The sequence below is a fragment of the Streptomyces sp. NPDC048172 genome, assembly GCF_043202595.1.
Classification (GTDB): Bacteria; Actinomycetota; Actinomycetes; order Streptomycetales; family Streptomycetaceae; genus Streptomyces.
Map to the genome: position 1 here is coordinate 758,917 of NZ_JBIDAT010000005.1, position 24,399 is coordinate 783,315.

General features: G+C 72.8%; 23 protein-coding genes. 7 read left to right on the plus strand and 16 right to left on the minus strand.

The features are described 5' to 3' along the window. Positions 1–42: 42 nt before the first annotated feature. On the plus strand, positions 43–966 hold the full coding sequence (locus ACGF3A_RS25155) for a LysR family transcriptional regulator (RefSeq protein ID WP_393732657.1): 924 nt from the start codon (positions 43–45) through the stop codon (positions 964–966). Positions 967–1,307: 341 nt separating this feature from the next. On the opposite strand, the gene ACGF3A_RS25160 is transcribed toward ACGF3A_RS25155, so the two are convergent. The 13 genes from ACGF3A_RS25160 to ACGF3A_RS25220 form a co-directional block, all read right to left on the minus strand. Further along, positions 1,308–2,111 (minus strand): SAM-dependent methyltransferase, encoded by an 804-nt coding sequence (locus ACGF3A_RS25160; protein WP_393732534.1) that lies wholly within the window; start codon positions 2,109–2,111, stop codon positions 1,308–1,310. A 78-nt stretch (positions 2,112–2,189) separates the two neighbouring features. After that, positions 2,190–3,005 carry a maleylpyruvate isomerase family mycothiol-dependent enzyme gene (locus ACGF3A_RS25165; protein ID WP_393732535.1) on the minus strand — a complete coding sequence of 272 codons (816 nt, stop codon included), beginning with the start codon at positions 3,003–3,005 and terminating at the stop codon, positions 2,190–2,192. A gap of 47 nt (positions 3,006–3,052) precedes the next feature. After that, a complete protein-coding gene (paaI, locus tag ACGF3A_RS25170) occupies positions 3,053–3,430 on the minus strand; it encodes a hydroxyphenylacetyl-CoA thioesterase PaaI (RefSeq protein WP_393732536.1) in 378 nt (125 codons plus the stop codon). A 71-nt stretch (positions 3,431–3,501) separates the two neighbouring features. After that, entirely contained in the window at positions 3,502–6,240 is a 2,739-nt protein-coding gene (locus ACGF3A_RS25175) for an alpha-mannosidase (RefSeq protein ID WP_393732537.1), read from the minus strand. Further along, the gene (locus ACGF3A_RS25180; RefSeq protein ID WP_393732538.1) at positions 6,237–7,391 is read right to left on the minus strand and encodes a Gfo/Idh/MocA family protein; all 1,155 of its coding nucleotides are present in this window, start codon (positions 7,389–7,391) and stop codon (positions 6,237–6,239) included. The genes ACGF3A_RS25175 and ACGF3A_RS25180 overlap by 4 nt, the downstream gene beginning before the upstream one ends. Further along, positions 7,388–8,296 (minus strand): TIM barrel protein, encoded by a 909-nt coding sequence (locus ACGF3A_RS25185; RefSeq protein WP_393732539.1) that lies wholly within the window; start codon positions 8,294–8,296, stop codon positions 7,388–7,390. Before ACGF3A_RS25185 ends, ACGF3A_RS25180 begins: the two co-directional genes overlap by 4 nt. A 311-nt stretch (positions 8,297–8,607) precedes the next feature. After that, positions 8,608–9,828, minus strand: a complete 1,221-nt coding sequence (locus tag ACGF3A_RS25190) for a CehA/McbA family metallohydrolase (protein ID WP_393732540.1) — start codon at positions 9,826–9,828, stop codon at positions 8,608–8,610. After that, positions 9,825–10,904 carry an ABC transporter ATP-binding protein gene (locus ACGF3A_RS25195; RefSeq protein WP_393732541.1) on the minus strand — a complete coding sequence of 360 codons (1,080 nt, stop codon included), beginning with the start codon at positions 10,902–10,904 and terminating at the stop codon, positions 9,825–9,827. Before ACGF3A_RS25195 ends, ACGF3A_RS25190 begins: the two co-directional genes overlap by 4 nt. Then, the gene (locus ACGF3A_RS25200) at positions 10,904–11,740 is read right to left on the minus strand and encodes a carbohydrate ABC transporter permease (RefSeq protein WP_393732542.1); all 837 of its coding nucleotides are present in this window, start codon (positions 11,738–11,740) and stop codon (positions 10,904–10,906) included. Before ACGF3A_RS25200 ends, ACGF3A_RS25195 begins: the two co-directional genes overlap by 1 nt. Then, positions 11,737–12,726, minus strand: coding sequence for a carbohydrate ABC transporter permease (locus tag ACGF3A_RS25205; protein WP_393732543.1), 990 nt, complete (start codon positions 12,724–12,726; stop codon positions 11,737–11,739). The genes ACGF3A_RS25200 and ACGF3A_RS25205 overlap by 4 nt, the downstream gene beginning before the upstream one ends. Then, a complete protein-coding gene (locus ACGF3A_RS25210; protein WP_393732544.1) occupies positions 12,701–14,104 on the minus strand; it encodes an extracellular solute-binding protein in 1,404 nt (467 codons plus the stop codon). Before ACGF3A_RS25210 ends, ACGF3A_RS25205 begins: the two co-directional genes overlap by 26 nt. A 124-nt stretch (positions 14,105–14,228) precedes the next feature. Next, the gene (locus ACGF3A_RS25215) at positions 14,229–14,408 is read right to left on the minus strand and encodes a DUF397 domain-containing protein (RefSeq protein ID WP_393732545.1); all 180 of its coding nucleotides are present in this window, start codon (positions 14,406–14,408) and stop codon (positions 14,229–14,231) included. Further along, positions 14,405–15,226 (minus strand): Scr1 family TA system antitoxin-like transcriptional regulator, encoded by an 822-nt coding sequence (locus ACGF3A_RS25220; RefSeq protein ID WP_393732546.1) that lies wholly within the window; start codon positions 15,224–15,226, stop codon positions 14,405–14,407. Before ACGF3A_RS25220 ends, ACGF3A_RS25215 begins: the two co-directional genes overlap by 4 nt. 128 nt (positions 15,227–15,354) lie before the next feature. On the opposite strand from ACGF3A_RS25220, the gene ACGF3A_RS25225 reads away from it, so the two are divergent. Then, positions 15,355–15,546 carry a hypothetical protein gene (locus ACGF3A_RS25225; protein WP_393732547.1) on the plus strand — a complete coding sequence of 64 codons (192 nt, stop codon included), beginning with the start codon at positions 15,355–15,357 and terminating at the stop codon, positions 15,544–15,546. 124 nt (positions 15,547–15,670) lie between these two features. On the opposite strand, the gene ACGF3A_RS25230 is transcribed toward ACGF3A_RS25225, so the two are convergent. Further along, positions 15,671–16,591 carry a LysR family transcriptional regulator gene (locus ACGF3A_RS25230; protein ID WP_393732548.1) on the minus strand — a complete coding sequence of 307 codons (921 nt, stop codon included), beginning with the start codon at positions 16,589–16,591 and terminating at the stop codon, positions 15,671–15,673. Between the two features lie 127 nt (positions 16,592–16,718). Here ACGF3A_RS25230 and ACGF3A_RS25235 point away from each other — a divergent pair, with 127 nt between their 5' ends. Further along, positions 16,719–17,654, plus strand: a complete 936-nt coding sequence (locus ACGF3A_RS25235) for a dihydrodipicolinate synthase family protein (RefSeq protein ID WP_393732549.1) — start codon at positions 16,719–16,721, stop codon at positions 17,652–17,654. Positions 17,655–18,065: 411 nt separating this feature from the next. Here the strand turns inward: ACGF3A_RS25235 and ACGF3A_RS25240 are convergent, their stop codons facing one another. Next, entirely contained in the window at positions 18,066–19,601 is a 1,536-nt protein-coding gene (locus tag ACGF3A_RS25240; protein ID WP_393732550.1) for an alpha/beta hydrolase, read from the minus strand. Positions 19,602–19,826: 225 nt separating this feature from the next. Between ACGF3A_RS25240 and ACGF3A_RS25245 the strand changes: the two genes are divergently transcribed. The 4 genes from ACGF3A_RS25245 (at position 19,827) to ACGF3A_RS25260 (ending at position 23,716) form a co-directional block, all read left to right on the plus strand. After that, the gene (locus tag ACGF3A_RS25245) at positions 19,827–20,660 is read left to right on the plus strand and encodes a helix-turn-helix domain-containing protein (protein ID WP_393732658.1); all 834 of its coding nucleotides are present in this window, start codon (positions 19,827–19,829) and stop codon (positions 20,658–20,660) included. Beyond that, positions 20,657–20,947: a DUF397 domain-containing protein gene (locus ACGF3A_RS25250; RefSeq protein WP_393732551.1), complete on the plus strand. Its 291-nt coding sequence runs from the start codon at positions 20,657–20,659 to the stop codon at positions 20,945–20,947. Before ACGF3A_RS25245 ends, ACGF3A_RS25250 begins: the two co-directional genes overlap by 4 nt. Continuing rightward, positions 20,944–21,753 carry an SAM-dependent methyltransferase gene (locus ACGF3A_RS25255; protein WP_393732552.1) on the plus strand — a complete coding sequence of 270 codons (810 nt, stop codon included), beginning with the start codon at positions 20,944–20,946 and terminating at the stop codon, positions 21,751–21,753. The genes ACGF3A_RS25250 and ACGF3A_RS25255 overlap by 4 nt, the downstream gene beginning before the upstream one ends. Before the next feature lie 142 nt (positions 21,754–21,895). After that, positions 21,896–23,716 carry a bifunctional metallophosphatase/5'-nucleotidase gene (locus tag ACGF3A_RS25260; protein ID WP_393732553.1) on the plus strand — a complete coding sequence of 607 codons (1,821 nt, stop codon included), beginning with the start codon at positions 21,896–21,898 and terminating at the stop codon, positions 23,714–23,716. Here ACGF3A_RS25260 and ACGF3A_RS25265 read toward each other — a convergent pair. Then, entirely contained in the window at positions 23,703–24,329 is a 627-nt protein-coding gene (locus ACGF3A_RS25265) for a TetR/AcrR family transcriptional regulator (protein ID WP_393732555.1), read from the minus strand. The two genes, ACGF3A_RS25260 and ACGF3A_RS25265, sit on opposite strands and share 14 nt — an antisense overlap. Positions 24,330–24,399: the final 70 nt, after the last annotated feature.

Sequence of the window (24,399 nt, forward strand, 5' to 3'; positions counted from 1 at the left end):
TACTTCTGAGATATGGGCGGCAGGGAAGGCGGTGGAGCTGTCGTGGAGGCGCGGCATCTGCGGTACGCGCTGGCGCTCGCCGAGCACGCGCACTTCGGGCGGGCGGCCGCGTCGCTGGGCATCGCGCAGCCCCCGCTCTCCAAGCAGATCGGTGATCTCGAACGCGAGGTGGGGGCCCGGCTGTTCGCACGTACGCCCGGCGGGGTGTTCCCCACGGCCGCGGGCGAGGCGTTCCTCGCGCGGGCGCGCAGGGCGCTCGACGAGTTCGCCGCCGCCGCGGTCGACGCGGGCCGTGCCGCGCGGGGCGAGACGGGGCGGCTGCGGCTGGGCTTCATCGCCTCGGCCCTGCTCGATCCGCTGCCGGGCGTCCTGCGCCGCTTCGGGCGCGAACGGCCCGACGTACGGCTGGAGCTGCACGAGATGGCGACGAGCCGCAGCACCGCCGCGCTCCTCGCCGGTGACCTGGACGTGGCGATCACCCTGGGACCGCCGCGCGGCGCCGGGGCCGAACGGCTGATCTCCGTCCCGGTCGGGCACGCGCACCTGGTCGCCGTCGTGAGCGCGGCGCACCCCTACGCGGGGCAACGGACGGTGAGCGTCGACCAGTTGCGGCAGCAGCGGTTGATCGTCTCGCAGGGCCAGGACGAGCCCGCCGTCCTCGCCCGGCTGCGGGAGCTGCTGGGCGAGGACTCGGCGGCGCTGGCGGGCGCGACCGTCGCGCGGGACGTCCACACCATCGTCGGGCTCGCGGCGTCGGGCGTGGGCGTCGGCCTCGGCCCCTCTCGCATGCGCGAGGCCCCACGCCCGGCCACCTGGATCTGCGACGTGACCCCCCGTACGCCCTTGCCCGACCTGGTCCTCTCCTTCGCGGGGGACACCCGCTCCCCGGTCCTCGACGCCTTCCTCGCCACGGTCCGCGCCCAGTGCCCGGTGGTACGAGCGGCCCTGAACCTCCACGAATCCTGAGGGAGCGCCTTGCTTTGCCCTCAGGGGCGCGGGCCTGTGCTCGTCTTGCGGCTCCGCCGCGGGGCGCGACCGGTTCAAGACTCTTGGGCTTGCCCGATCAGGGGCGCGGGGAACTGCGCGCCCAGCCCCGACGCACTCGCACCCCGCGAACCACAGCCCGGGGCACCCCGAACCCGGCCCTGTACGCGGGGCACCCGGAGAAGGGGGCTGCGCTTGCCAACCCTGCGCCTTGCGCAGACTTCCCAAGCTTCGCAGGGGCGGAGGGAGAAGCGCAGAGACCCCAAGCTCCGAGGAGTGGAGGGCGGAGCAGGGGCCCCGACGTTACGGCGCGCCCCGTGGGGTTACGGCTTGCGGCCGACGCCGCCGTACGCGTCGACCTCGACCGTGGGCGTGTCGGCGTCGGGGCGCCAGGAGGGGCAGGGGACGACGCCGGGCTCGACGAGTTCGAGGCCGGAGAAGAAGCCCTCCATCTGCTCGGGGGTGCGCAGGTGGTAGAGGACGTCGCCGTCCTCGTTGTGCTTGTCCTGCGCGGCCTGCAGCTCGACGTTGGTCGCGGTGCCGTCGCAGAGGAGCAGGTAGCTGCCGGAGGGCAGCGGCTTGAGGAGGTCTCCGACGATCCCCCGCGCCTCCTCGTAGTCGGCGACATGGCCGAGGATGCCGCTGAGGATCAGCGCGACCGGCTGGGTGAAGTCGAGGGTCCTGGCGGCGTGCTCGTGGATGGCGGCGGGGTCGCGCAGGTCCGCGTGGACGTAGTCGGTGACGCCGTCGGGGTGGCTGGTCAGCAGCGCGTGGGCGTGGACGAGGACGAGCGGGTCGTTGTCGACGTAGACGATCCGGGACGTCGGTGCCGCGCGCTGCGCGACCTCGTGCGTGTTGTCGAACGTGGGCAGCCCCGTGCCGACGTCGAGGAACTGCCGGACGCCCGCCTCGGCGGCCAGGTGGTGGATCCCGCGGGAGAGGAAGGCACGGAAGGAGCGCGCGTTGTCGACGATGGCCGGAAACGCCTCCTGGAACCGCTCCCCCGCCTCGCGGTCGGCCTGGTAGTTGTCCTTGCCGCCGAGCCAGTAGTTCCAGATCCGCGCCGAGTGGGGCACGGAGCTGTTGATCGAGACCTGCTGCTCGGGGTGGATCGGCTCATCTGCCATGGAGAACTCCGCGCTTCGTGCCTGAGGTGGTGACGTGGTGGTGCGTGCTGCCACACAACTTAGCCAACGTCCCAGGAATCACACAGGTGGTACGAGCACGAAGTACCGTTCGAACAGGCTCGGATCGCCCGTCATCGTCAGACGCCGCGCGGGCATCCGGTGCCAGAGGAAGAGCGCCAGCTCCGAGGCCGGGCCCCGCAGTTCGGCGTCGGCGTCGGCGTCCGCGTCAGCTTCGGCCTCGCCGACGCTGAGGCGTACGTCGTCGTCCTCGAAGCGCACCGTCCACACCTCGGGCCCGTCCGTGCGCCGGAAGCGGTAGCACTCGCCGCTGCCGGGCGGGGCCTCTTGGGAGGCGCGGCGCCGGGGTGCCATGACCTCGAAGGTCTGGGTGACGGCGTCGCGGGCGAGTTCGGGGTCGAGCGGCGCGGGCGCCTCGACGGCGCACTGGGCGTCCCAGCGGTGCACGGCCGCCTCGATGGCCTGCATCCGGCGCCAGAATCCGACGCTCTGCTCGCGCGACCACGTCCACACCTTCTCCGCCGGGTCCCGCTCGCGCAGCAGCGCGACCACCGTCTCGGCGCCCTCCGCGAACCAGGTGGTCAGCGCCGGGGTGACCGGGCCCCGGTTCGGCGCGGTCTCGGGCATGGGCCAGCCCGCCAGGTCGTCGGGCAGGTCGTAGAGCCGGAGGTCGTCCGGGTCCGGGGGCTCCAGGAGCCGGTCGCGTACGACGCGGCCCACGTAGCGGTGCACCCCTCCCAGGTGGCCGACGAGGTCGGACACGCTCCAGCCCGGACAGGACGGCACGAGCGGCGCCACGTCCCCCTGCTCGGCGGCACGGGCGACGGCGGCCTGGAAGTCCACGAGTTCGCGGTGCATGTGCGCGACGTAGTCCATGGGCCGACGATGCCACTCCCCCGGCGCCACGGATACGCGCACTCACGTCAACGTACGGTGCGGCTCCTGCCGCGGAACTCGGCGATGACCTCCTCGCCGCGCACCACCGTCACGTCGTAGACGCCGCTGCGGCCGTAGGTGACGCGCTCGGTGGCCGTCGCGTGCAGCACGTCGCCCTCGCGGGCGGGCGCGACGAAGGTGATGTCGGCCCCGGCGGCGACGGTCACGGGCCCGTAGCTGTTGCAGGCGCAGGCGAACGCGGTGTCGGCGAGCAGGAAGAGATAGCCGCCGTGCGCGATGCCGTGCCCGTTGACCATCGCGGCCGTGACGGTCATACGGAGGGTCGCCACTCCCTCCTCGCAGGTGAGCAGCTCTATCCCGAGGGAGCGGGAGGCGTGGTCGGCGGCGAACATCGTCTCTGTCATGAGGGACTCAGTAATCCAGCACGTCAGTTCGCCTGTCAAGGCCGCGTCTCCCGCCCCTCGGGGGCTCCGGCTCAGCGTTCGAGCTGGAACGTGGCGATCTCCCAGGGCCGCAGCTCCACCGTCGCGGCGCCGTCCCGTACGTCCACGGGCTCGCCCCGCGCGCCCAGCAGGTCGCAGCGGGCGGCGTCGGACAGGCCCGGGAGGGCCAGTCGGACGGCGGTGGGGCGGGGTGTGAGGGCGACGACGCGCGTCTCCAGGCGGCCCCCGCGCTCGCGGACCGAGGAGAGCACGACGCCGTCGCCGGTGACGCTCAGCCCCTCCCCGGCGCCCGGCAGCGGCTCGTCGGCGGGGGCTGCGCCGGGCAGCGTGGCCAGCGGGTGCCGGAAGGTCTCGGCCTCGGCGGGGAGGTCCGCCTCGTGCCACTCTCCCGCGTACGGGAACAGGGCGAGGGTGACCTCGCGCAGCCCGCGGCACTGGGCCTGCGGGGTGGCGAACTCGCCGCCCGCGGGCTCGTCGCGCCACACGTGCCGGTTGCGGGACATCTGGCCCGTGGGCCGCAGCAGGGTGAGGGCCAGCTCGGCGCCGTCGCCGACGAGCTCGTACTCGGTGGCGTGCTCCAGCAGGACGGCCGCGCCGCCCGCGGCGACGAACGCGGAGGCCGGGAACGTCGGCACCGGCTCCTCGCCGAAGCCGCCCTCGGAGGTCAGCCCGCGCTCGGCGACCGCGAACTGGCCCTCGCCGTACGAGGTCTCCGCGCGGCGCGGCAGCGGCACGTGCAGCCGGACGCGGTGGTCGTCGCTGCGGTTGTCGAAGGCGACGGCGAGCCGTACGAAGCGCTCGCCCGCGCGGAGTTCGACGCGCGTGGTCACCGTCGTCGGCTCGGTGGCGCGGGTGCGCCGGTCGGCGGTGAAGTCGCCCGCCTCCGGCCAGTCGTAGCGCCGCTCGATCTCGTACGCGGCGAGCAGCGGGCCCTCGGCGACGCGCCGCACGGTGACCTCGGTGGGCGCGTCCACGAGCACGTCGTGCGCGGGCGGCGCGTAGTTGTACGTGTCGCCCAGGTCGCCGCCGTCCACGATCCGGCCCGCGCCGGTGAGCGCGGTGCCGTCGGGTGTACGGGCGGCGAACGTGCCGTCCTCGGCGATCTCCACGGTGAGCAGCCCGTTGGCGAGGGTGCCGTCGGAGGCGTGCGCGGCGTGCTCCGGCCCGGGGACCTCGCCCTGGACCGCGCGAACGGCGGTGTGGCCGAGCGCCGGGGCCGCCACGAGCGCGGCGACGCGCTGCCGGGGCTCGGCCTCGATCACCACCCGCCAGTCCCCCTCCGCCCCCGCGAGCGCGGCCTTCACCTCGGCGACGTCGAAGCGGAGTTCGCTGCGGCGGGCGACCGTGAAGCGCAGCTCGCGCGCGTCCGTGTCGGCGTTCCAGCCGGTGATCTCGCGGCCGTACAGCTCGATGCCGTGGACGCGGGCGAGGACCGTGGGCAGCCGGTCGGCGGGGACGGTGTCGTCCGCGAGGAGGGTGGGCGCGGAGGAGAGGTGCTGCGCGGGGTACGTACGCCCCTCGGCGTCGGTCAGGTGGACCGGCCCGTCCGCCGGGGAGCCCGGCACGTCCAGCTCGACCAGCGCCGTACGCGCGTCCGGCGTCGGGTTCATGACCAGGTGGGCGTCGTGCGGCACGCGGGCCGCGAGCTGCTTGGCGGTCATGTCGCGCACGGCGAGGCCCAGTTGCTCGGCCTCGGCGATGCGGGCGGCGACCTGCTGGGCTGTCTCGTCGCAGCCGCAGCCGGTGACGGAGTCGTGGCAGGAGACCTCGATCAGCCGGTGCCAGGCCATGTCCAGGAAGCGCTGGGCGGGCGCGTCGAGCCAGAGAGCGGAGAGGGGTTCGGCGTACCGCTCGACGGCGCGCTCGGCGCGGGCCATGGCCTGCTTGAGCGGGGCGCGGACGGAGAAGACGCCGGGGAGGATGTTGGCGCGGGCGTGGCTGCGGAGTTCGCCCCGGACCGCGCGCAGGCCCTCGGTGCCGGTGGGCTGCGCGGCGAAGTACTCGGCCATGGTCGCGAGCCGCATGGTGACGCCGTTCCCGTCCTGCCGGGCGTTGTGCCGCTCCAGCAGATCGGCGAGGTCGGCGGCGGGCGCGGTGTGGTCCGAGCCGTACATCGCGAGGATGGGCGAGCCGTCCGGGCGCCAGGCGCGCAGCTTGGCGGCGACGGCGGCGGCCCGCTCGTCCACCTGGTCCGGGTCGTCGAAGAGCCCGGCGGCGCTGCCGTAGCCGCCCGCCGCGAGGTACTCGGTGCGGACGGCCGTGCCGTCGGGTGCCGTCCAGGCGAAGACGTGGCTGTCGACCTCGGCGGGCACGCCGCGCCACACGCAGGCGTGCTCGATCCCGGCGCCGCGCAGGATCTGCGGCATCTGCGCGGCGTGGCCGAACATGTCGGGGAGGTAGCCGACGCGCATCGCGCCGCCCATGTCCTCGCTGCGGCGCAGCCCGAGTTCGAGGTTGCGGACGATGTTCTCGCCGGAGCAGAGGAACTCGTCCAGCAGGATCTGCCAGGGCCCGACCGCGAGGCGGCCCTCCTTGACGAGCGCGGTCAGCCGCTCGCGCTGCTCGGGCCGCACCTCCAGGTAGTCGTCGACGGCGACGGCCTGCCCGTCGAGGGTGAAGCGCTGGCGCGGGTCGTTCTCCATCCGCTCCAGCACCTCGTCCAGCAGCCCGATGAGCTGGAGCCTGAACTGCTGGAAGGGCAGGTACCACTCGCGGTCCCAGTGGGTGTGCGGGACGATGACGAGCTCGTCGGGGGTGTCCGGGGTGTTCATGAGGTCGCGGCCTCTCCTTCGCAGGGGAGCTGGTGCTGGGCGGCGAAACGGGCGACGGCCCGCTGCGCGGTGATCAGATCCTCGGTGGCCCCGGCGACGCCCGTACGGGGCGGGGTGCCCTCGGTGACCATGGAGTGGAAGGCGACGAGCTCCTCCTCGAACGCCTCGGTGACGGACCGGAACGCGGTACGGGACTCGGTGCCGCCGTCGTTGGTGGTGGCGGTGAGCACGGTCGGCGCGTTCATCAGGTACGGCGAGGGGAACGCGAGTTCCAGCGTGCCGCCCTCGTGGTGGACGGCGAAGGTCTCGCGGTAGGCGGCGTGCCCCGGCAGGTAGTGCCAGCGCACGGAGTACCGGGCGCGCGCGCCGGGGAGCGCGCCGGTCAGCTCGACGGAGCCGGGATCGGTGTCCCCGGGCCACATCGCGGCGAGGTCCACGGTCGCCGGGGAGCCGGTCGTCATACGGAGCAGCGACAGGTCGTGGCAGACCGAGCCGTTGACGATGTGGAAGAGCGAACGGGCGCGGGCCGTGGCCTCCTTGCCGAGCGCGGCGTCGGTGAGCGCCGCGTCACGGGCGCGGAGCGCGGCGAGCGCGCCGCCGTCGACGTCGGCGGGCGGGGCCGGGAGGCGCGCGAAGGCGAGCTGGTCGGGCCCGGTCGGGTGCAGCACGACGACCTCGACCGACCGTACGGCCGCGGGGCCGCCCGCCTCCTCCAGGAGCCGCGCGAGACGGACGGCGGCCGGGTCGTACTGCTTCATGTACCCCACCATCAGGCGGGGGCCGCCGCCCTGGCCGCCCTGTTCGCGCTCGGCGGCGGCGACGCGGGCCGCCTCGGCGCGGGTGAACGCGAGGGGCTTCTCGCAGAGCACCGCGTACCCGGCACGGAGCGCGGCCTCGGCGTCGGCGCCGTGCGAACCGGAGGTGAGCAGCAGCACCGCGTCGCAGCGGGCCCCGTCGAGCAGGTCCTCGACGGAGGTGTACCGGTGCTGTGCGGGCACCCCGTACCGCCCGCCCAGCTCGGCGAGCGTGCCGGGCGAGAGGTCGCAGAGCGCGGCGATCTCGAACAGGTCGCCACGGCGCTCCAGCAGCGGCAGATGCGCGGTGCGGGCGATGGCGCCCAGCCCGGCGACGGCGACGCGCAGCACGGTCACAGCCCCTCCCCGCGCAGGAACTCCCGGTTGGCCCGCTGGTCGGCGTCGATCCGCGCCAGGTCCTGGCCGGTCGGGAGCGCGTCCTGCTCCACCACGAGCCAGCCGTGGTAACGGTGGGCGCGCAGCGCCGCCAGGACCTCGGGGAGGTCGATCTCACCGGCTCCGAGCGGCTGGAACCCGCCCTCGCCCACGACGCGCCACAGGTCGCCGCCCGCCTCGCGCACGCGGGCGTGCGCGGTGCGGTCGGCATCCTTGAGATGGACCTGCTTGATCCGCGCCCCGAACTCCCGTACGGCCTCGACGGGGTCGCCCCCGGCGAGCCACCAGTGCCCGGTGTCCAGGCAGAGCGACACGTCGGTCAGCTCCAGCAGCCGCCGCGTCTCGTCGGGGCTCTCTACGGCGGTCCCGAGGTGGTGATGGAAGACGGGTTCGAGCCCACGCGCGCGACAACGGTCGGCAGCGCGCTGCACGTCGGCGGCGAACGCCCCCCACTCCTCTTCCCTGAGCTGGAGTTCCGGATCGACGGGTACGCCGGGGGCGGCGAACCGCGCCGGGTCGGCGGGGCAGGCGAGGGTGGGCCGTGGCGCGAACGCGGGGTCGTCGAGGGGTACGGCCGCGAAGACGTCCAGCGCGGCGTCGAGCGCGTGGAGGTCGGTGCCGAACCCTTCCGGGTCCCCGTACCGCAGATCCACCCACCCTCCGGCCAGCCCCTGCCGGTACGTCTTGAGCCGTACGCTCAGCTCTTCCCCTGCCCCGAGATACCCCAGGGGCCCGCAGTCGGTCCCCTCATACCCGGCCGCCTCGAACCCCGCGAGCATCTCATCGGGGCCGAGGGGTGCCTTGTCGGGAGCGTAGATCCCGTACGACACGGGAGCGTTGCCGACACGGATATTGCTCGTGCTCATGAGTTCCTTTCGAACGAGAAGGGGTTACCCCTGCTTCTCCCCCGCCCCCTGCTGAGCTTGGGAAGTCTGCGCAAGGCGCAGGGTTGGCAAGCGCAGCCCCCTACGCCGGGTGCCCCGCGTACAGGGCCGCGCCCGGGGAGCCCCGGGCTGTGCTTCGCGGACTGCGAGTGCGTCGTGGCTTGTCGCGCAGTTCCCCGCGCCCCTAGGGAGAAGGGGCAAGCCCCGAGGTGTCGTGACCCGGCGCGCCCACGCGGCGGAGCCGCAGATCAAACACAGGCCCGCGCCCCTGAGGGAACAGGGGCAAGCCGCGGTTACGGACATAGGGCGATCACTTCGCAGTCGTATGCCTCCAGGCGGTGGAGGCCCTTGGCGGCGGGGAGCCATGCCCGGTCGGTCCGGATCACCGTGCGGGACCCGTCCGGGCGGACAAGGACCGTGCCCTCTGCTTCGACGGCCAGCAATTCATCTCCGTACCGGAGAAGAAGGGGCGCGTCGGGGGACGCCGAGATCGCCGTGCGGCCGGCGGACAGCCCGGAGAGGAGCTGGCCCTCTTCCGCCAGTACCCACGTCGTGGGCGCGCCCAGGGGGCGGCCCTGGTGCGGCGCGTGGAAGTCGCTGCCGCCCAGCGGGATGACGTCGGGGCGCCAGGCCCTCGCCCACGCGAGGGGCGCACCGTGACGGCGGTCGGCCCAGGTGTGGTGCCAGATCTCCGCGTGGCGGGGGCGGCGAGCCCCGAAGTCCAGTTCCCAGGCGCAGTCGTCGGCCAGGGGGTGGTTGACGGAGAGGAAGCCGCCGCCCGACTCGGCCTGGGACAGCCATGAGCCCGCGCCCGTGCGGAAGTCGATCCAGCCGGTGTCGCCGAAGACGTTGGCGTGGCCGAGGTCGGTGGTGACCTCCTGGCCGGGGAGGAGGGTGATGCCCTGGCGGGCGCCCGCCGCCGCGAGCCAGGGGTGGTGGCTGACGGTGTTGTGGTCGGTGACGGCGAGGAAGTCGAGGCCCTCGGCCGCCGCGTGCCGGGCGAGGGCGTCGATCGACAGCGCGCCGTCGCTGTGCTCGGTGTGAGCGTGCAGGTCGCCGGCGTACCAGCGCATGCCGTCGGCGGCGGGCAGTTCGCGGAGCCGGCGCCGCCCGTCGGCCGGGAGCGGCGGAGGGTACGCGCGCGACGGCTCGTCGGGGGTACGGACGGACGTACGGGCACGGGCCTCGTACGGCACGCCCTCCGGCGGGACCCGGTGCAGCCGGAGCAGGACCTGCCAGGTGCCGGGGGCGAGGGGGCCGGGGAGATAGCCGGGCGTGGCCCACTTCTCCGTCACCGTGAAGCGGTCGCGCGCCCCGCCGGACCAGCCCCGGAACTCGCCCTCGGGGCCGAGGAGTCCGAGGTCCAGGACGCCGCCGCCCTCTCCCGCGTACGCCAGGGTGACGTCCAGGGCCGCCGTGCCCGGCGGTACGTCCACAGGGAGGGACCGCAGCACGTCCTCCGCGCGGTCCTCCATGGTCCAGGCGCCCCGGTGCACCGTGTCGGGACCCGTCATCCGGCCGTCACCAGGTTCCCGTCGCGGTAGAGGAGGGCACGGTCGGCGCGGGGCAGGGCGCGGCCCGTACCGCCGATGACCGGCTCGTGGTCCTCGTCGACGACGACCTGGACGCTGGTGCCGCCCGCGCACTCCAGCGTGACGAGCTGGGCGCTGCCCAGGTTCTCCACGACGGAGACGGTGCCCTCCAGGGCGCCCGGCGCGGCCTCGTCGGTCCAGCGGAGGTATTCGGGGCGGATGCCGTAGACGACCTTCTCGCCGTCCTTCACGGACGGCGCCGCCTCCTCCGGTACGGGGAGTTCCGCGCCGCAGACACGGACCGTCGCGTCGGCCGTCGCCTCGCCGTCGAGGAGGTTCATGGGGGTGGAGCCGATGAAGGAGGCCACGAAGGTGCTCGCCGGGCGGCGGAAGACCTCTGTCGGCGTGCCGACCTGGCGCAGCTCGCCGCCCTCCATGACGGCGATGCGGTCGGCCATGGCGAGGGCCTCGGCCTGGTCGTGGGTGACGAAGACCGTCGTCACGCCCAGTTCGCGCTGGAGCTTCTTCAGGAACGTCCGCGCCTCCAGGCGCATCCGCGCGTCGAGGTTGGAGAGCGGCTCGTCGAAGAGGAAGACCTCCGGGTGGCAGGCCATGGCGCGGGCGAGCGCCGCACGCTGCTGCTGGCCGCCGGAGAGCTGCCCTGGACGGCGTTCGGCGAGGTGGCCGAGGCCCAGTTCCTCCGCGGTCTCCTGGGCCTTCTTGGCGCGTTCGTCCTTGCCGACCTTCTTGATCTTGAGGGGGTAGGCGATGTTCTCGTTGACGGTCATGTGCGGGAAGAGGGCGTAGTCCTGGAAGACCATCGCGATGTCCCGTTCGCCGGGCTGGAGCCCGGTGACGTCGCGGTCGCCGATGCGGATGGTGCCGCCGCTGGCGGCCTCCAGGCCCGCGATGGTGCGCAGCAGGGTGGACTTGCCGCAGCCGGAGGGGCCGAGGAGGGCGAAGAACTCGCCGTCCTGCACGGTCAGTCCGAGGTCGTTGAGCGCCCGTACGCCGCCGGGGTAGACCTTGGCGAGCCGGTCGAGGGTGATGTCTGCCATCAGGCCTTGATCCCTCCGTGGAAGCGGAATCCGTAGCGGCGGCTGACGAAGAGGAACATCAGCACGACCGGCAGGGAGTAGAGCAGCGAGAACGTGGAGATGAGCGCCAGGTCGGGCTGGCCGCCCTCGGTGTAGAAGGTGTACATGACCACGGCGGCCGGGGACTTGTCGGGCGAGCGCAGGAGCAGGAACGGAATGAGGAAGTTGCCCCACACCTGCGCCACGGACCAGACGCCGACGGTCGCCAGGCCCGGCCGTACGACCGGGACGACGACGTCCCACATCACGCGCAGCGGCGAGGCGCCGAAGACCCGCGCCGACTCCTCGTAGGAGCGCGGCGTGGTGTCCATGAAGTCCTTGAGGATGAAGATCGCGGCGGGCAGCAGTCCGCCGGTGAGGACCAGGATCACGCCGAGGTAGGAGTCGACGAGGTTCAGTTCGGCGGCGAGCAGGAAGATCGGCACCATCGCGGCCGTACCGGTGACGATGGAGGAGAGCAGCAGCAGCGCGTAGAGCAGGCCGTCCCGGCCGCGTATCCGCACGCGGCTGAGCGCGTACGCGGCGAGGGCCGAGAGGCCGACGACGAGGATCGCGCTGCCGACGGCGAGGATCACGGAGCTCGCGAGGGAGTTGACGGCGTTGGGGTTGTCCCACAGCCGCCGGAAGTTGTCGAGCGTGAACTCCGGGAGCGAGGCCGTGATGCCGGGGTGCTTGTCGAAGGGCGCGCTGGCGAGCCAGAGCAGGGGCAGCGCGAAGAAGGCGAGCGCGAGCGCGACGAGGACGTAGGCGCCGACGCCGCGCAGCAGGGTGCGTACGGGGTCGTGGGACCGGTTCATACGGCCGCCTCCTTCGCGGTCTTCCGGGACTTCTTCTTCTGGCCCAGCAGCCGGAGGTAGACGACGGCGACGATCAGGTTGATCAGCAGCATGAGGAAGGAGATCGCCGCGCCGTAGCCGAGCTGGCCGCTGCCGAGCGCCGTCTTGTAGATGTAGACGGGCAGCGTCTCGGTCTTGCCGTCGGGGCCGCCCGCGGTGATGAGGAACGGCGTGAAGTCGTTGAACGTCCAGAGGCTGATCAGCAGCAGATTGGTCAGCACGTGGCCGCGGATGCGGGGGAAGACGACGTCCCGGAGCATCTGCCAGCCGCTGGCGCCCGCGAGCCGCGCGGTCTCCAGGTGGGAGGCGGGGACGTTCCCGAGCGCGGCGGCGTAGAGCATCATCGAGAAGGCGCTGCCGCGCCAGACGTTGTAGATGATGATCGACAGCATCGGGTGGTCGAGCAGCCAGGCCGTGCCGGGGGTCCGCAGCAGTTCGTTGAGCGTGCCGCCGTCCCGGTCGAGGAACGCGATCCACAGGAACGCGACGACCGAGCTGGGCAGGATCCACGAGAGCATGACCAGCGCTTCGAGCAGGCCCTTGACCCAGCCCTTGCGGTCGCGCATCCACCAGGCGAGCGCGAAGCCGAGACCGGCCTGGCCGATGACGGCGGAGCCGAGCACGAAGAGCAGGGTGAGCCAGAGCGAGTCGAGGAAGCCGCTGTCGCCGAGCGCCTTGGTGACGTTGTCGAGCCCGACGAAGCTGGGGTCGATCGCGGGGATGCCGGTGAGCCGGTAGTCGGTGGCGCCGAGGTAGAGCGTCCAGACGGCGGGCAGCACCAGGAAGAGCGCGATGAGGATCAGCGCGGGCGCGACGAACCCGGCGGCGCGGCGCTTGCCGAGCCCGGCCGCGTCGCGCTCGGGCGCCTCGGGGAGTTCCGTCGTCTCCCCGGCGGTCTCTGCGGGCTCCGCCTCGCGGGACTCAGCCGACGATGTGGTCGCTGCCACCGAGCACCTCCTCCAGCTCCTTGCGGTAGACGGCCGCTGCCTGCTTGGGGTCCTTGCCGGAGACGACCTGCGCGGTGGCCTCCTGGAGGGCGAGCGAGATCTCCGGGTAGGCGGCGAGGCCGGGCCGGAAGGTGGTCACCGGGAGCGCCTTGTCGGCGGCGAACCGGAGCATCGGGTCCTTGTCGAGGACCTCGTCGTTGACGTCGTCCCGCTCGGTGATCTGCGCGCGGTCGCCGAGCCGGGCCCGCAGCGCGGGCGCCGAGTGCAGCGCGGCCAGCAGCTCGAACGCCTGCTTGGGGTGCCGGGTGTGCGGGTTGAGCACGTGGACGGCGCCGCCGGAGAGGCTGACGAAGTCCCGTCCCCCGGTGCCCTCGCCGCGGGCGCGGGCGGGGAAGAGCGCGTAGCCGACATCGTTGTCACGCGTCTTCATCGGAGAGGTCCCGGTCTTCGGGGCGAGCACGTCGCGCCAGAAGTAGTCGCCCTCGGCGAGGACGCCCAGCTTCCCCGCGGCGAACTGCTCGAAGGACTTGTCGCGCCCCTTCGCCTCCTGCTGGAGCTTGGGGTCGCCGAGGCCCTTTCCGTACACGTCGCGGTAGAAGCCGAGGACGGCGCGGAGTTCGGCGGTGTCGCCGTACCAGCGCTCGCCCTTGTTGACGTGCCCGCCCGCGCCCGCGAGCAGGGGCAGCACGCCCTGCATGGTGGTCGCCTCGCCCATCGGCGTACCGGCGTTGATCTGCAGCGGGGTGACGCCGTCGAGGCGCTTGAGCTTCCGGGCGGCGTCGAGGACGTCCTGCCAGCTCCTGGGCTGCCAGTCGCCCGGCAGCCCGGCCTTGCGGAAGAGCGGCTTGTAGTAGAAGAGCACGCGCGCGTCGGTGCCCGCGGGGATGCCGTAGAGCTTCCCCTCGAAGCGGGCGAGGGAGCGGACCTGCTTGCTGATCTGCCGCCAGCCCTCCCACCGTTCGGCGGTGGCGCCCGCGACGTCGAAGAGCGGCTCGATGTACCGGGCCTGCGCGAACTCCCCGACCCAGATGCCGTCCAGCGACATGATGTCGGGCCCGGCCTGGGCCTTGAGGTCGAGCGCCAGCTTCGTCTTGTACTGCTCGTCGTCCACGCCGCTGGGCACGAACTCCACCCGTACGCGTACGCCCTTGGCCCGCTGCTCCTTGACGAAGCGGGGGATCACCCAGTCCTCGATCCAGTCCGCCTCGTCGGCGTTCTTGCCGCCCGAGACGGCGTTGGTGGCGACGGTCAGCGAGATCTCGCCGTCCCCACCCTCGTCCCCGCGCGGATCCAGCGGTGTCCCGCACCCAGCGAGCACCGCGGATCCAGCCCCGAAGACAGCAGCGGACAGCGTGGTCCGCCGCGCGATGGCTCCCATCCGGCCCCTCCTTGCGCCAGAGATCGTGCGCAGAGATTGACACGCGGACGGGATGACGTAAAGAGCTGTTGTCCTTACATTTGCATCACGGCCGGGGCCGGGAGAGCCGCTCCCCGTACGCGAATTAGGGGGTCTTGGTATGGTCCAGGAAGTTCGCCCAGGCCTCTTGGGAAACCGTCAGAATTCCCCTGCCGTGGTCCTTGGTGTCTCGGACTAGGACGACCGGAAAGATGTCCGCCACCTCGACGCACGTATTGTCGCTCGACGCGCTGTGACTGGACTTGTGCCAGTTCGGCTCGTTCACGGGTAGTGCTCCTCTAGTACCTGCCGAATCAGGGCCGCCGACGTCGAGGGATCCAACGCGTTGGCCTGCAGCCGATCGTAGAGCGCCGAGTATCGCGCAACCTCCTCCGGCTCCTCCATGTATTTGCCGGAGTGGATTCCTTCGGTGTACGCGACCTTCTCGCCGTTGCGGAACGAGAGGAGTGTCATGCTTCCGCCCAGAACGGCGGGGTCGGCGTTCGTGAAAGGCAGCATTTGAACGTGGACCCGTTCAAATGATCCGACTTCCAGCAGCCGGAGCAACTGCGCGCGCATCACGTCCGCGCCGCCGATGACGTTCCGGATGGCGGCCTCGCCGAGGACGACCCACAGCCACGGCGGCCGCTCCAGGTCGAGGACCGACTGCCGCTCCGTCCGGGCCCGCAGCGCCGAGTCGACGTCCCGCTCGTGCAGCACCTGACCGGCGGAGAGCATGGCCCTGGCGTACTCCTCGGTCTGCAGGAGACCCGGGACGGCCTGGCCGCACTCGTGGATCGCGCTCGCCTCCGCCTGCCTGCGCAGGAACGTCGAGGCCCAGTCCTCGTACGGCTGCTGTTCGAGAAAGGGCAGCAGTTCGGTGAGTTCGCCGTCCGCCTGGAGCACCTCGTCCAGCGCCGCGGCCATCACGGGGGTGGGCGGATCGGTGCCGAGCTCGATCTTCGCGATGCGCGTGTTCGACGCGTGGACCGTGGCTCCCAGTTCCGCCTGCGTCCATCCCTCGGCCTCTCTCAGCCGCCGCACCTTGGAACCCAGCAGCGAGGCGACGGACGCGGTCGGATCGAGCTTTCGCGGCGCTGGCACAGTCCCCAAGCCCCAATTCCCGATTTCAACATTCAAACAGTCGCTACTGGTGAGCCTAGAGCCCTCCTCGGAAGCTTGTAACCGGTACGACGCGGAGCAGCCACACCGGAAAGCGCCGAGGAACGCCCATGCATGACAACGAGCCCCGCCGGCGCGGGGTGCACCCCGGCGTGCTCAGCGCCGCACTGCTCGCCGGGGCGCTCGTCGTCTCGGTGCTGCTGTTCGTCATCCGGGACATCGCCGTGGCCGCGGCCAGCACGGGAGTGGCGGGGTTCGTGCTCCACGCCCTGTTCTCGTGCGGCAAGAGCGAGCAGCGGTGAGGGACCGGCGTACGGAGCCGGTGGAGGCCGAGCGGGAGGCACTGGTCCACGGGGCCCGGGACGCGCTGGAGGGGAGGCGTTCCGGGCCCCGTACGCGCCCGCGTTCGACTCGCGCGCGCCGCCGTCAGGGGCGAGCCGGGCCGGGCCGCTCCGGGGGCTGAGGTCGAGCGGCTCGCTTCAGGGCCGTGGTGAAGGCCGCGACCGCCGGGTGCCGGCCGCCGCCGCTGCGGTACGCGACGGAGATCCGGCGGCGCAGCCGCACCGGCGTCAGCCGCACCTCCTCCGGCAGGTCGATCACCCCGAGGCGGGGCACCAGCGCGACGCCCTGGCCCGCGGCGACGAGCGCGAGGACCGTCGGGTACTCGTCGACCAGGTGCCTCACCCGGGGCCGGAACCCGGCCGCCTCGCAGGCCCGCACCGCCATCGAGTGGCAGAGCGTGCCCCGCTTGCCCATGATCCAGGGCGCGTCGCGGCGGGCGAGGAGCGGATCGCGGCCGGGCGGCGCGGGCTTGCGGTCCAGCTCGGCGAGATAGACCTGCTCCTCCATCACCGCCTCGGTCTCCAGTCCCGGCAGCGGATCGCCCGGCACGAGGTCGTACTCGTGCACCAGCACCACGTCCAGGTCCCCGGCGCGCAGCGCCTCGGGGACGTCGGCGGCGTCGATCTCCTCGACCGTCGGCTCCAGATCGGGCCAGACCCGGGCGAGGGTCGTCAGCGCGGCGGGCAGCAGCGCCCGCGCCGCCGTCGGGAACGCGCCGATGAGCAGCGGCCCCGCCAGGCCCTCGCGGGTGGCGGCGAGTTCGGCCGAGGCCCGCTCCAGCCGTTCGAGCAGCGCCTCGGCGTGCCGCGCGAGCCCCTGCCCGGCGGGCGTCAGCGTGACGCGGCGGCCGGTGCGCTCCAGGAGCGGTACGCCCGCCTCCCGTTCCAGCACCGCGAGCTGCTGCGAGACGGCGGACGGGGAGAACGCGAGCGCCTCGGCGACGGCGGCGATGGTGCCGCGCAGGGCCAGCTCGCGCAGCAGGCGCAGGCGTCGTATGTCGAGCATCGCTCCAGCGTACGGTCGTTCCGGGGGCGGATGCCGCCGAGCATCGGCTCTGCTTACGCTCGGGCGTGGAAACGTGAACTGGACCCGGCCAGCGGGGCGGCGGCACGCTGCCCGTATGACGACAGGTATGACGACTTCGGCACCGCTGGGGCCTCCCGAAGGCATCCACGTCCCCCTCATCACCCCGTTCACCTCCGACGACCGCGTGGCGGTGGACGCGCTCGCGGCTCTCGCCCGCTCCGTCCTCGACGCGGGCGCCGTCGGCCTGGTGGCACTCGGCACCACCGGCGAACCCTCCGTCCTCACCGCCGGGGAACGGCGCGAGGTCGTCGAGGTCTGCGCCACCGTCTGCCGCGAGCGCGGCGCGACGCTCACCGTCGGTGCGGGCTCGAACGACACGCGGGGCACCGCCGAGGAACTGCGCGCCCTGCACGACTCCACGCCGGACGCCGGGTTCGCGCTGGTGCCCGTGCCGCCGTACACCCGGCCCTCGGAGGACGGCGTCGTCGCGCACTTCACCCATCTCTCCGCGCACAGCCCGCTGCCGATGCTCGTGTACGACATCCCGTACCGCACCGGGCTCGCCCTCTCCCCCGCCACGCTGCGGCGGCTGGCCGCGCTGCCCGGCGTCGCCGGGACGAAGCGCGCGGTCGGCTCGCTCGACGCGACGAGCGTGGACCTGCTGGCCGATCCGCCGCCGGACTTCACGGTGCTGGGCGGCGACGATCTGTACGCCTCGCCGATGATGGCGCTCGGCGCGGCGGGCGGCATCCTCGCCTCCGCGCACCTGTGCACCGGGCTGTGGGCCGAACTGGCCGCCGCCTGGCGGGACGGTGACGCCGTGCGTGCCCGTGCGGCGGGCCGCCTTCTCGCGCCCTTGGCGGCCTCCCTCTTCGCGGAGCCGAACCCTGCGGTGACGAAGGCGGTCCTCCACGCGAGGGGCCTCATCCCGACCCCGGCGGTCCGGCTCCCCCTCTTGGCGGCGACCCCCACCGCCACGGCAACCGCCCTGACCCGCCTCAACTCAACCGAGTCCCTCCGCCCCCCGGCCCCCCTACCCTGAACACCAGAGCTTGCCCCTTCTCCCTCAGGGGCGCGGGGCTGTATCTATTTGCGGCTCCGCCGCGTGGGCGCGACGGGTCCAAGACGTCGGGGCTTGCCCCTTCTCCCTCAGGGGCGCGGGGCTGTGTTTGTCTTGCGGCTCCGCCGCGGGGCGCTCCGGGCCCAAGACGTCGGGGCTTGCCCCTCCAGGGGCGCGGGGAACTGCGCGCCAAGCCACGACGCGCTCGCAGCCCGCGAAGCACAGCCCGGGGCACCCCGAACCCGGCCCTGTACGCAGGGCACCCGGCGCAGGGGGCTGCGCTTGCCAACCCTGCGCCTTGCGCAGACTTCCCAAGCTCCGCAGGGGGCGGAGGGAGAAGTGAAGCGCAGACTTCCCAAGCTTCGCGGGAGGGAGAAGCGCAGACGTGCCCCGTCAGTCCTTCTCGCAGGTCGTGTTCTTCTTCGGGAGGCGGCCCGTGTTCAGGTAGGCGTTGACCTGACGGTCCACGCAGGCGTTTCCGTACATGCCGTAGACCCCGTGCACCTGGGCCTTGAGGGTGATGAGGCGAGAGCGCGGCATCTCGCGGTGGAGACCGACGCCGTTGGCATAGGTCGTGCGAGGGTCACCCGTGGCCTGGACGATGAGGCCCGGCACGTCGTTGCCCGTACGGACCGGCGCCTCGACCGGCTCGTTCGGCCAGAACGCGCACGGGCTCGTGGCGTTGAAGACCGGGCCGAAGAGCGGGGCGCGGGCGCGGCTCTCCTCGACGTTGCGCCGGTACCAGGACAGGTCGCGCGGCGCGGCGCCGTCGCCGCAGATCAGGGCGAGCTGCAGGGAGTTCTGGACGTCGGACTCGTCGTCCGGCGGCCCGAACGCGTACCGCAGTTCCTCGGTCGGCTCGACGTCGCGGCCACGCGCGGCGTCCCGCAGGAGGCGGACGTTCTTCGCCGTGTTCGCGAACTCGCGGTCGTCGGAGAGGAGCGCGGCCAGCGCCAGCGGCACCTTCTGCCCGTCGGCGGTGTACGGGCCGACCCGGAACGGCTCGCGCGCGGCCTGCCGGGCGATGCCCTCGACGGTGGCGCGCACCTTCGCGGCCGTACGGCCGAGGCCATAGGTGGCGTGCCGGCGCGCGGCCCAGGCCGCCCAGGCGTCCAGCACGCGCTCGTTCGCGACGTCCGGGTCGCGGAAGGACTGGACGTGCCACCTGCGCGGGTCGATCGCGCTGTCGAGCAGGAGCCGGTCGACGCGCGAGGGGAACATCTTCGCGTAGGCGGCGCCGAGGTAGGTGCCGTAGGAGATCCCGAAGTACGACGTCTTCCGCTCCCCCAGCACGGCCCGCAGCAGGTCCATGTCGCGGGCGGTGTTGCGGGTGGTGAAGTGCCGCAGGTACGGCACCTTGCGGCCGTAGGCGCGCTGGCAGCCCCGTACGAGCTCCCGCTGGGTGCGGGCGTGGGCGCGGAATCCGGCCCCGTCGTACCCGGCGGAGCGGAGCCAGTGGGTGCTGGTGCGGCAGTGCAGCGGGCTGCTGCGGCCGACGCCGCGCGGGTCCATGCCGATGAGGTCGAAGCGGGCGGCGAGCTTCTTGCCCATCGCGGGCTCATCCATGAGCGGCATGTCGAGGGAGATGCCGCCGGGGCCGCCGGAGTTGTGCATCAGGAGGCCGATGCGGCGCGCGGTGTCCTTGGCCTTGATGCGGGAGAAGCCGATAGTGAGGGTGCGGCCCTCCGGATCGCGGTAGTCCAGCGGCACCTTGATCGTGGCACAGCGGGCACCGGCCTTGTCGAGCTCCTTGTGCCCGCACTTCTCCCAGCGCGGGCTCTGCTCGGTGAAGCGCTGGAGGGGATGTTCAGTGGATTCGTTGGGCGCTGAGGCCCTCGCGGGCCCGGGGAGGACGGCGAACGCGGCAGCGGCGGCGAGCGCCCCGGCCACCGCCGCCCTCGCTCCGGCCCTGGTCATGGTCATGGTCATGAGTCACCAGGCTCCCGGGCGGCGCTCCGCGCCACCATCCGGCCAGCACCCGGGCCGGGGGTAGAGCTGGCTGGGTGGCGTGAAATTTTCACTCGGCGATCTTCACCCTGTTGTCAGCATCAATTCCCTGACACACTCTGGGCTTTGAGTGACAGTCAGGGAGGTGACGTTCTCGTGGGGCGTCCGGTCCAGTCCGGTCCCGGCAGCACTCCGTCCGTGCTGCGCATGGTCCTCGCCAAGCGGTTGCGCGAGCGGCGCGAGCAGGCGGGGGTGTCGCAGGAGGAGGCCGCCGAGGCTCTCGACGTGAGCTTCGCGACGGTCTGGCGGATGGAGGGCGCCAAGACGAGTCTGCGCACGCTCTATCTCAAGGAGCTGCTGCGGCACTACGAGGCGTCGGACGACGAGATCGAGGAGTTCGTCCGGCTGGCCAAGCAGGCCGAGGAGCCGGGGTGGTGGAACGCGTTCCGGGAGGCGCTCCCCGACTGGTTCGGGGTCTACCTGAGCCTGGAGAGCGAGGCGCGGCTGATCGCCGCTTACGAGCCCCACTACGTCTCGGGCCTGGTGCAGACCCCGGAGTACGCGCGGGCGACGCTCCGCGTCGGCTTCCCGTACGAGTCGGACGAGCAGCTCGACCGGCGCGTGGAGCTGCGGATGCGGCGGCAGCGGATCCTGGAGCGCGAGAATCCGCCCACGCTGTGGCTGGTGCTCGACGAGACGGCGCTGCGCCGGGTCGTCGGCGGGCCCGAGGTGATGCGGCGGCAGATCGACGCGCTGCTGGACGCCATGGACCGCGAGCACGTCGCGCTGCGCGTCGTCCCCTTCTCCGTCGGCCCGCACCCGGGCACCGGCGGCCACTACAGCTATCTCCGCTTCGCCGAACCGGAGATCCCCGACACGGTGTACGTCGAGAGCCTCTCCAGCGCCCAGTACTTCCAGGAGCGCTCCGACATCGAGCCGTACCTGGACGCCCACACCAGCATGGCGGCGATGGCGTCCGAGGCCCTGCCGGACCTCCGGCAGTGGCTGCACCACCTGCGCAAGGAGTACGAGAACGCATGACGCCGCACGTGACGAACGGCATGCCCGCCGAGGCTCTCGGCCGTACGGGCTGGCACAACTGGAGCGGACCCAACGGCGGCACGTGCCTGGAGGCCAAGAGGCTGCCGGGGCGGCGGGTGGCGCTGCGGCAGTCCGCCGACGCGACGGGTCCGGCGCTGATCTGTCCGCTGGACGGCTTCGCCGCGTTCCTGGAGGCCGTGAAGGACGGCCAGGCCGACTTCCTGCTGACCCCGCCGTCGGCCCCCACGCACACCCCCGCCCCCGCCCCCACCGAAAGCACGCGATGACGACGACCGGCCCCCCGACCCGTATCGACACCACCCGCCCGCACGGGGCCCGGGTCTACGACTATCTGCTGGGCGGCAAGACCTGGTTCGCGGTGGACGAGGCGGCGGGCTCCGATCTGCTGTCGGTGCTGCCCACGGCGCGCTCGGTCACCCGCACCAACCGGGACTTCATGGCGCGCGCGACGCGTACGCTCGCGGCCGAGTACGGGGTGCGGCAGTTCCTCGACATCGGCACCGGCATCCCCACCGAGCCCAATCTGCACCAGGTCGCGCAGCGCGAGGCGCCCGACGCGCGGGTGGTCTACGCGGACAACGACCCGATCGTGCTGGAGCACGCCAAGGCGCTGATGCGGGGCACGCCGCAGGGCCGTACCGCCTATCTCTCGGCCGATGTGCGCGAGCCGGAGCGGATCCTGCGTTCCCCCGAGGTCGCCGAGGTGCTGGACCTGGGGCGCCCGGTGGCGCTGTCGCTGCTGGCGCTGCTGCACTTCCTGCCGGACGAGGACGGGCCGTACGAGATCGTCGAGCGGCTCCGGGACGCGCTGCCGCCCGGCAGTTTCCTCGTCCTCTCCCACTGCACGGCGGACATGGACGCGGCGGCGATGGAGCGGGCCGTGCGCGTGTACCACGAGCGGGGCATGCGGACGCAGGTGCGCGACGGGGACCAAGTGCGGCGCCTCTTCGGTGACTTCGAGCTGATCGAGCCGGGTCTGGTGATGCCGCACGAGTGGCGGCCCGATCCGGACACGACGGTGCTGACTCCGGCCGAGTCGTCGTTCTACGCGGGGGTCGCCCGCAAGGCGTGAGTCCCGTGAGCCCCGTGCGGGGCGGCCGGAGATCCACTCCTGCGAGTGGATCTTCGGGCTTTCCGTGGTCACAGGTCCGGTCGGCGGGCGTTTTCTCCATACGCTCCGGCCGCACGCTTCTGTCGACCGTGAAAGGACTCCCGTGCACGGAGCCTCACCACGCCCCCGTTCCCGGCGCGGCCTCGCCGCCCTCGGGATCGGCGCGGCGTTCGCCCTCGTCCCCGCCCTCACCTCGGCCGCCGCGGCGCCCTCGGCGCCCGCGGCACCGGGGGGCGGCGGGGCGACGCCCGTCCAACTCCTCGCCGTCAACGATCTGCACGGCAATCTCGACGCGGTGGAGGGCCCCGCGGGCAGCGTCACCCGTACCGGGCCCGACGGCAAGCCGGAGACGGTGCAGGCAGGCGGCGTGCCCCGGCTCGCCACGCTGCTCGACCGCTCGCGCGCCGACGCGCGCGCCACGTCCCGCGGCACGCAGTCGCTGACGGTCGCGGCGGGGGACATGATCGGCGGCAGCCCGCTGCTGTCGGCGGCGTTCCACGACGAGCCGACCGTCGAGGCGCTGGAGACGATGGGCCTCGACGTCTCCTCCGTCGGCAACCACGAGTTCGACGAGGGCCCGGACGAGCTGCTGCGCATGAAGCGGGGCGGCTGCCACCCCAAGGACGGCTGCGCGGTGGAGGGGAAGCGGTACGACGGCACGTCCTTCCCGTATCTCGCGGCGAACGTGCACCGCAAGAAGGAGTCGGCGCGGAAGCCGCTGCTGCCGCCGTACTGGGTGAAGAAGCTGCCCAACGGCGAGCGGATCGGCTTCATCGGCCTGACGACCAAGGACACGCCGAGCGCCGTGTCCCGCTCGATGACGGAGGACCTCTCCTTCGAGGACGAGGTCCGCACCATCGACCGTTACGCGGAGGCCCTGGACCGCAAGGGCGTCAAGGCCGTGGTGACGCTGCTGCACGAGGGCGGCGACCGCGCGGGCAAGGAGTTCGACGCGGACTGCGACGCCAAGGGCCCGGCCAGCGAGCTGACGGGCCGCATCAAGGGCATCGCGAGCAAGGCCAGCCCGAAGGTGGACCTGTTCGTGAGCGGGCACTCCCACGAGCCGTACGTGTGCACGGTCAAGGACCCGGCGGGGCAGCCCCGCAAGGTCACGCAGGCCGCCTCGTTCGGCCGTACGTACACCGATCTGCGCCTCTCGCTGGACCCGGGCGGCGAGGTCGTGCGCCGCTCCGTCTCGGCCCGGAACCACGTCGTCACCCGGGACACCCCGGAGCAGCCCGCCGTCTCGCGCGTGGTGGAGAAGTGGCGCGACCGCTCGGCGAAGATGGCGAACGAGCCGGTCGGCCATGTCTCGGCGGACATCCCCGGGCGCGGCTCGGACGCGGTGGAGACGCCGCTCGGCGACGTGCTCACCGACGGCCAGGTGGAGGCCACGCGCGGCGCGGGCGCCGATCTGGCGCTGCTCAACTGGGGCGGGATGCGCGCCGACCTGGTCCACAAGGCGTCGGGGAAGGAGGGCGAGGGGGTCGTCACGTACGGCGAGGCGTTCCAGGTGCAGCCCTTCGACAATCCCCTGGTCACCATGACGCTGACGGGCGAGCAGCTCGTCCAGGTGCTGCGCGAGCAGTTCTCGGGCACGAACGAGAACTCGACGTATCCGCAGGTGCTCCAGCTCTCCGACGCGCTGCGCTACGAGGCGGACCTCTCCCGCAAGGGCGCCGACCGGCTGCTCTCCGGCACGGTGCGGGTGAAGGGGAAGCCGGTGGACCCGGACGGGAAGTACCGGGTCACGGTGAACGACTTCCTGGCGCAGGGCGGCAACGGCTTCCCGACGCTGCGGGAGGGCACCGAGCGCGTGAACTCCGGCCGTGACCTGGGCGCGTTCGTGGACTACCTCAAGAAGAACACGTCACCGGCGAACCCGCTCGCCCGGCCCGAGGCGAACCGGATCACCTTCCGCTGAACCCCGCGTCACGCGAGGAGCCCGCTCCGCCCGGCACCCGGGCGGGGCGGGCTCCGTACGTCGGGACCTCCTCGGCGGGCAGGCCGCGCAGCATCGTGTCGAGGAAGAGGTCGAAGCGGACCGGCGCGTCGCCGAGGAGACGCTGCTCCTGGGCGCCGAGCCAGGTGACGAGGGAGGTCCCGAAGACGTACCAGCTCTGCTCGGCGGCCTCCGGCGCCGCGCCGCCCGCCGTGAACGCGGAGACGACGGCGTCCCGCATCTTCCCGAAGCCCCGGGTGTGGCGGTGGGGGCGGGAGATCCGGGTGGCGTAGCCGGGGCAGGCGAGGAACTCGTCGTGCGCGGCCCAGGAGAGCCGGGCCAGCCATTCGCGCCAGTTCTCCGGGGTGGGCGGGTCGGCCGGGACGATGCGGTCGATCATCGCCTCGCTGATCAGGTCGATGACGCCCTCGCGCCCTTTCACCCAGCGGTAGAGCGCCGAGTGCGCCACGCCGAGGCGCCCGGCCAGCTCCCGCATCGAGAGCGACTCCAGGTCTCCGGAGGCGAGCGCCGCCTCGACGATCGCCTCCCGGCTCAGCCGCGCGGGCGGGCCGGGGCGTTTGCCAGGACGAGTCATGCCCGGGACTTTACCCAGGCGTACTGGTGACCACTGGTCTCTATTGAGTTAGGCTCACCTTACTTTGCGG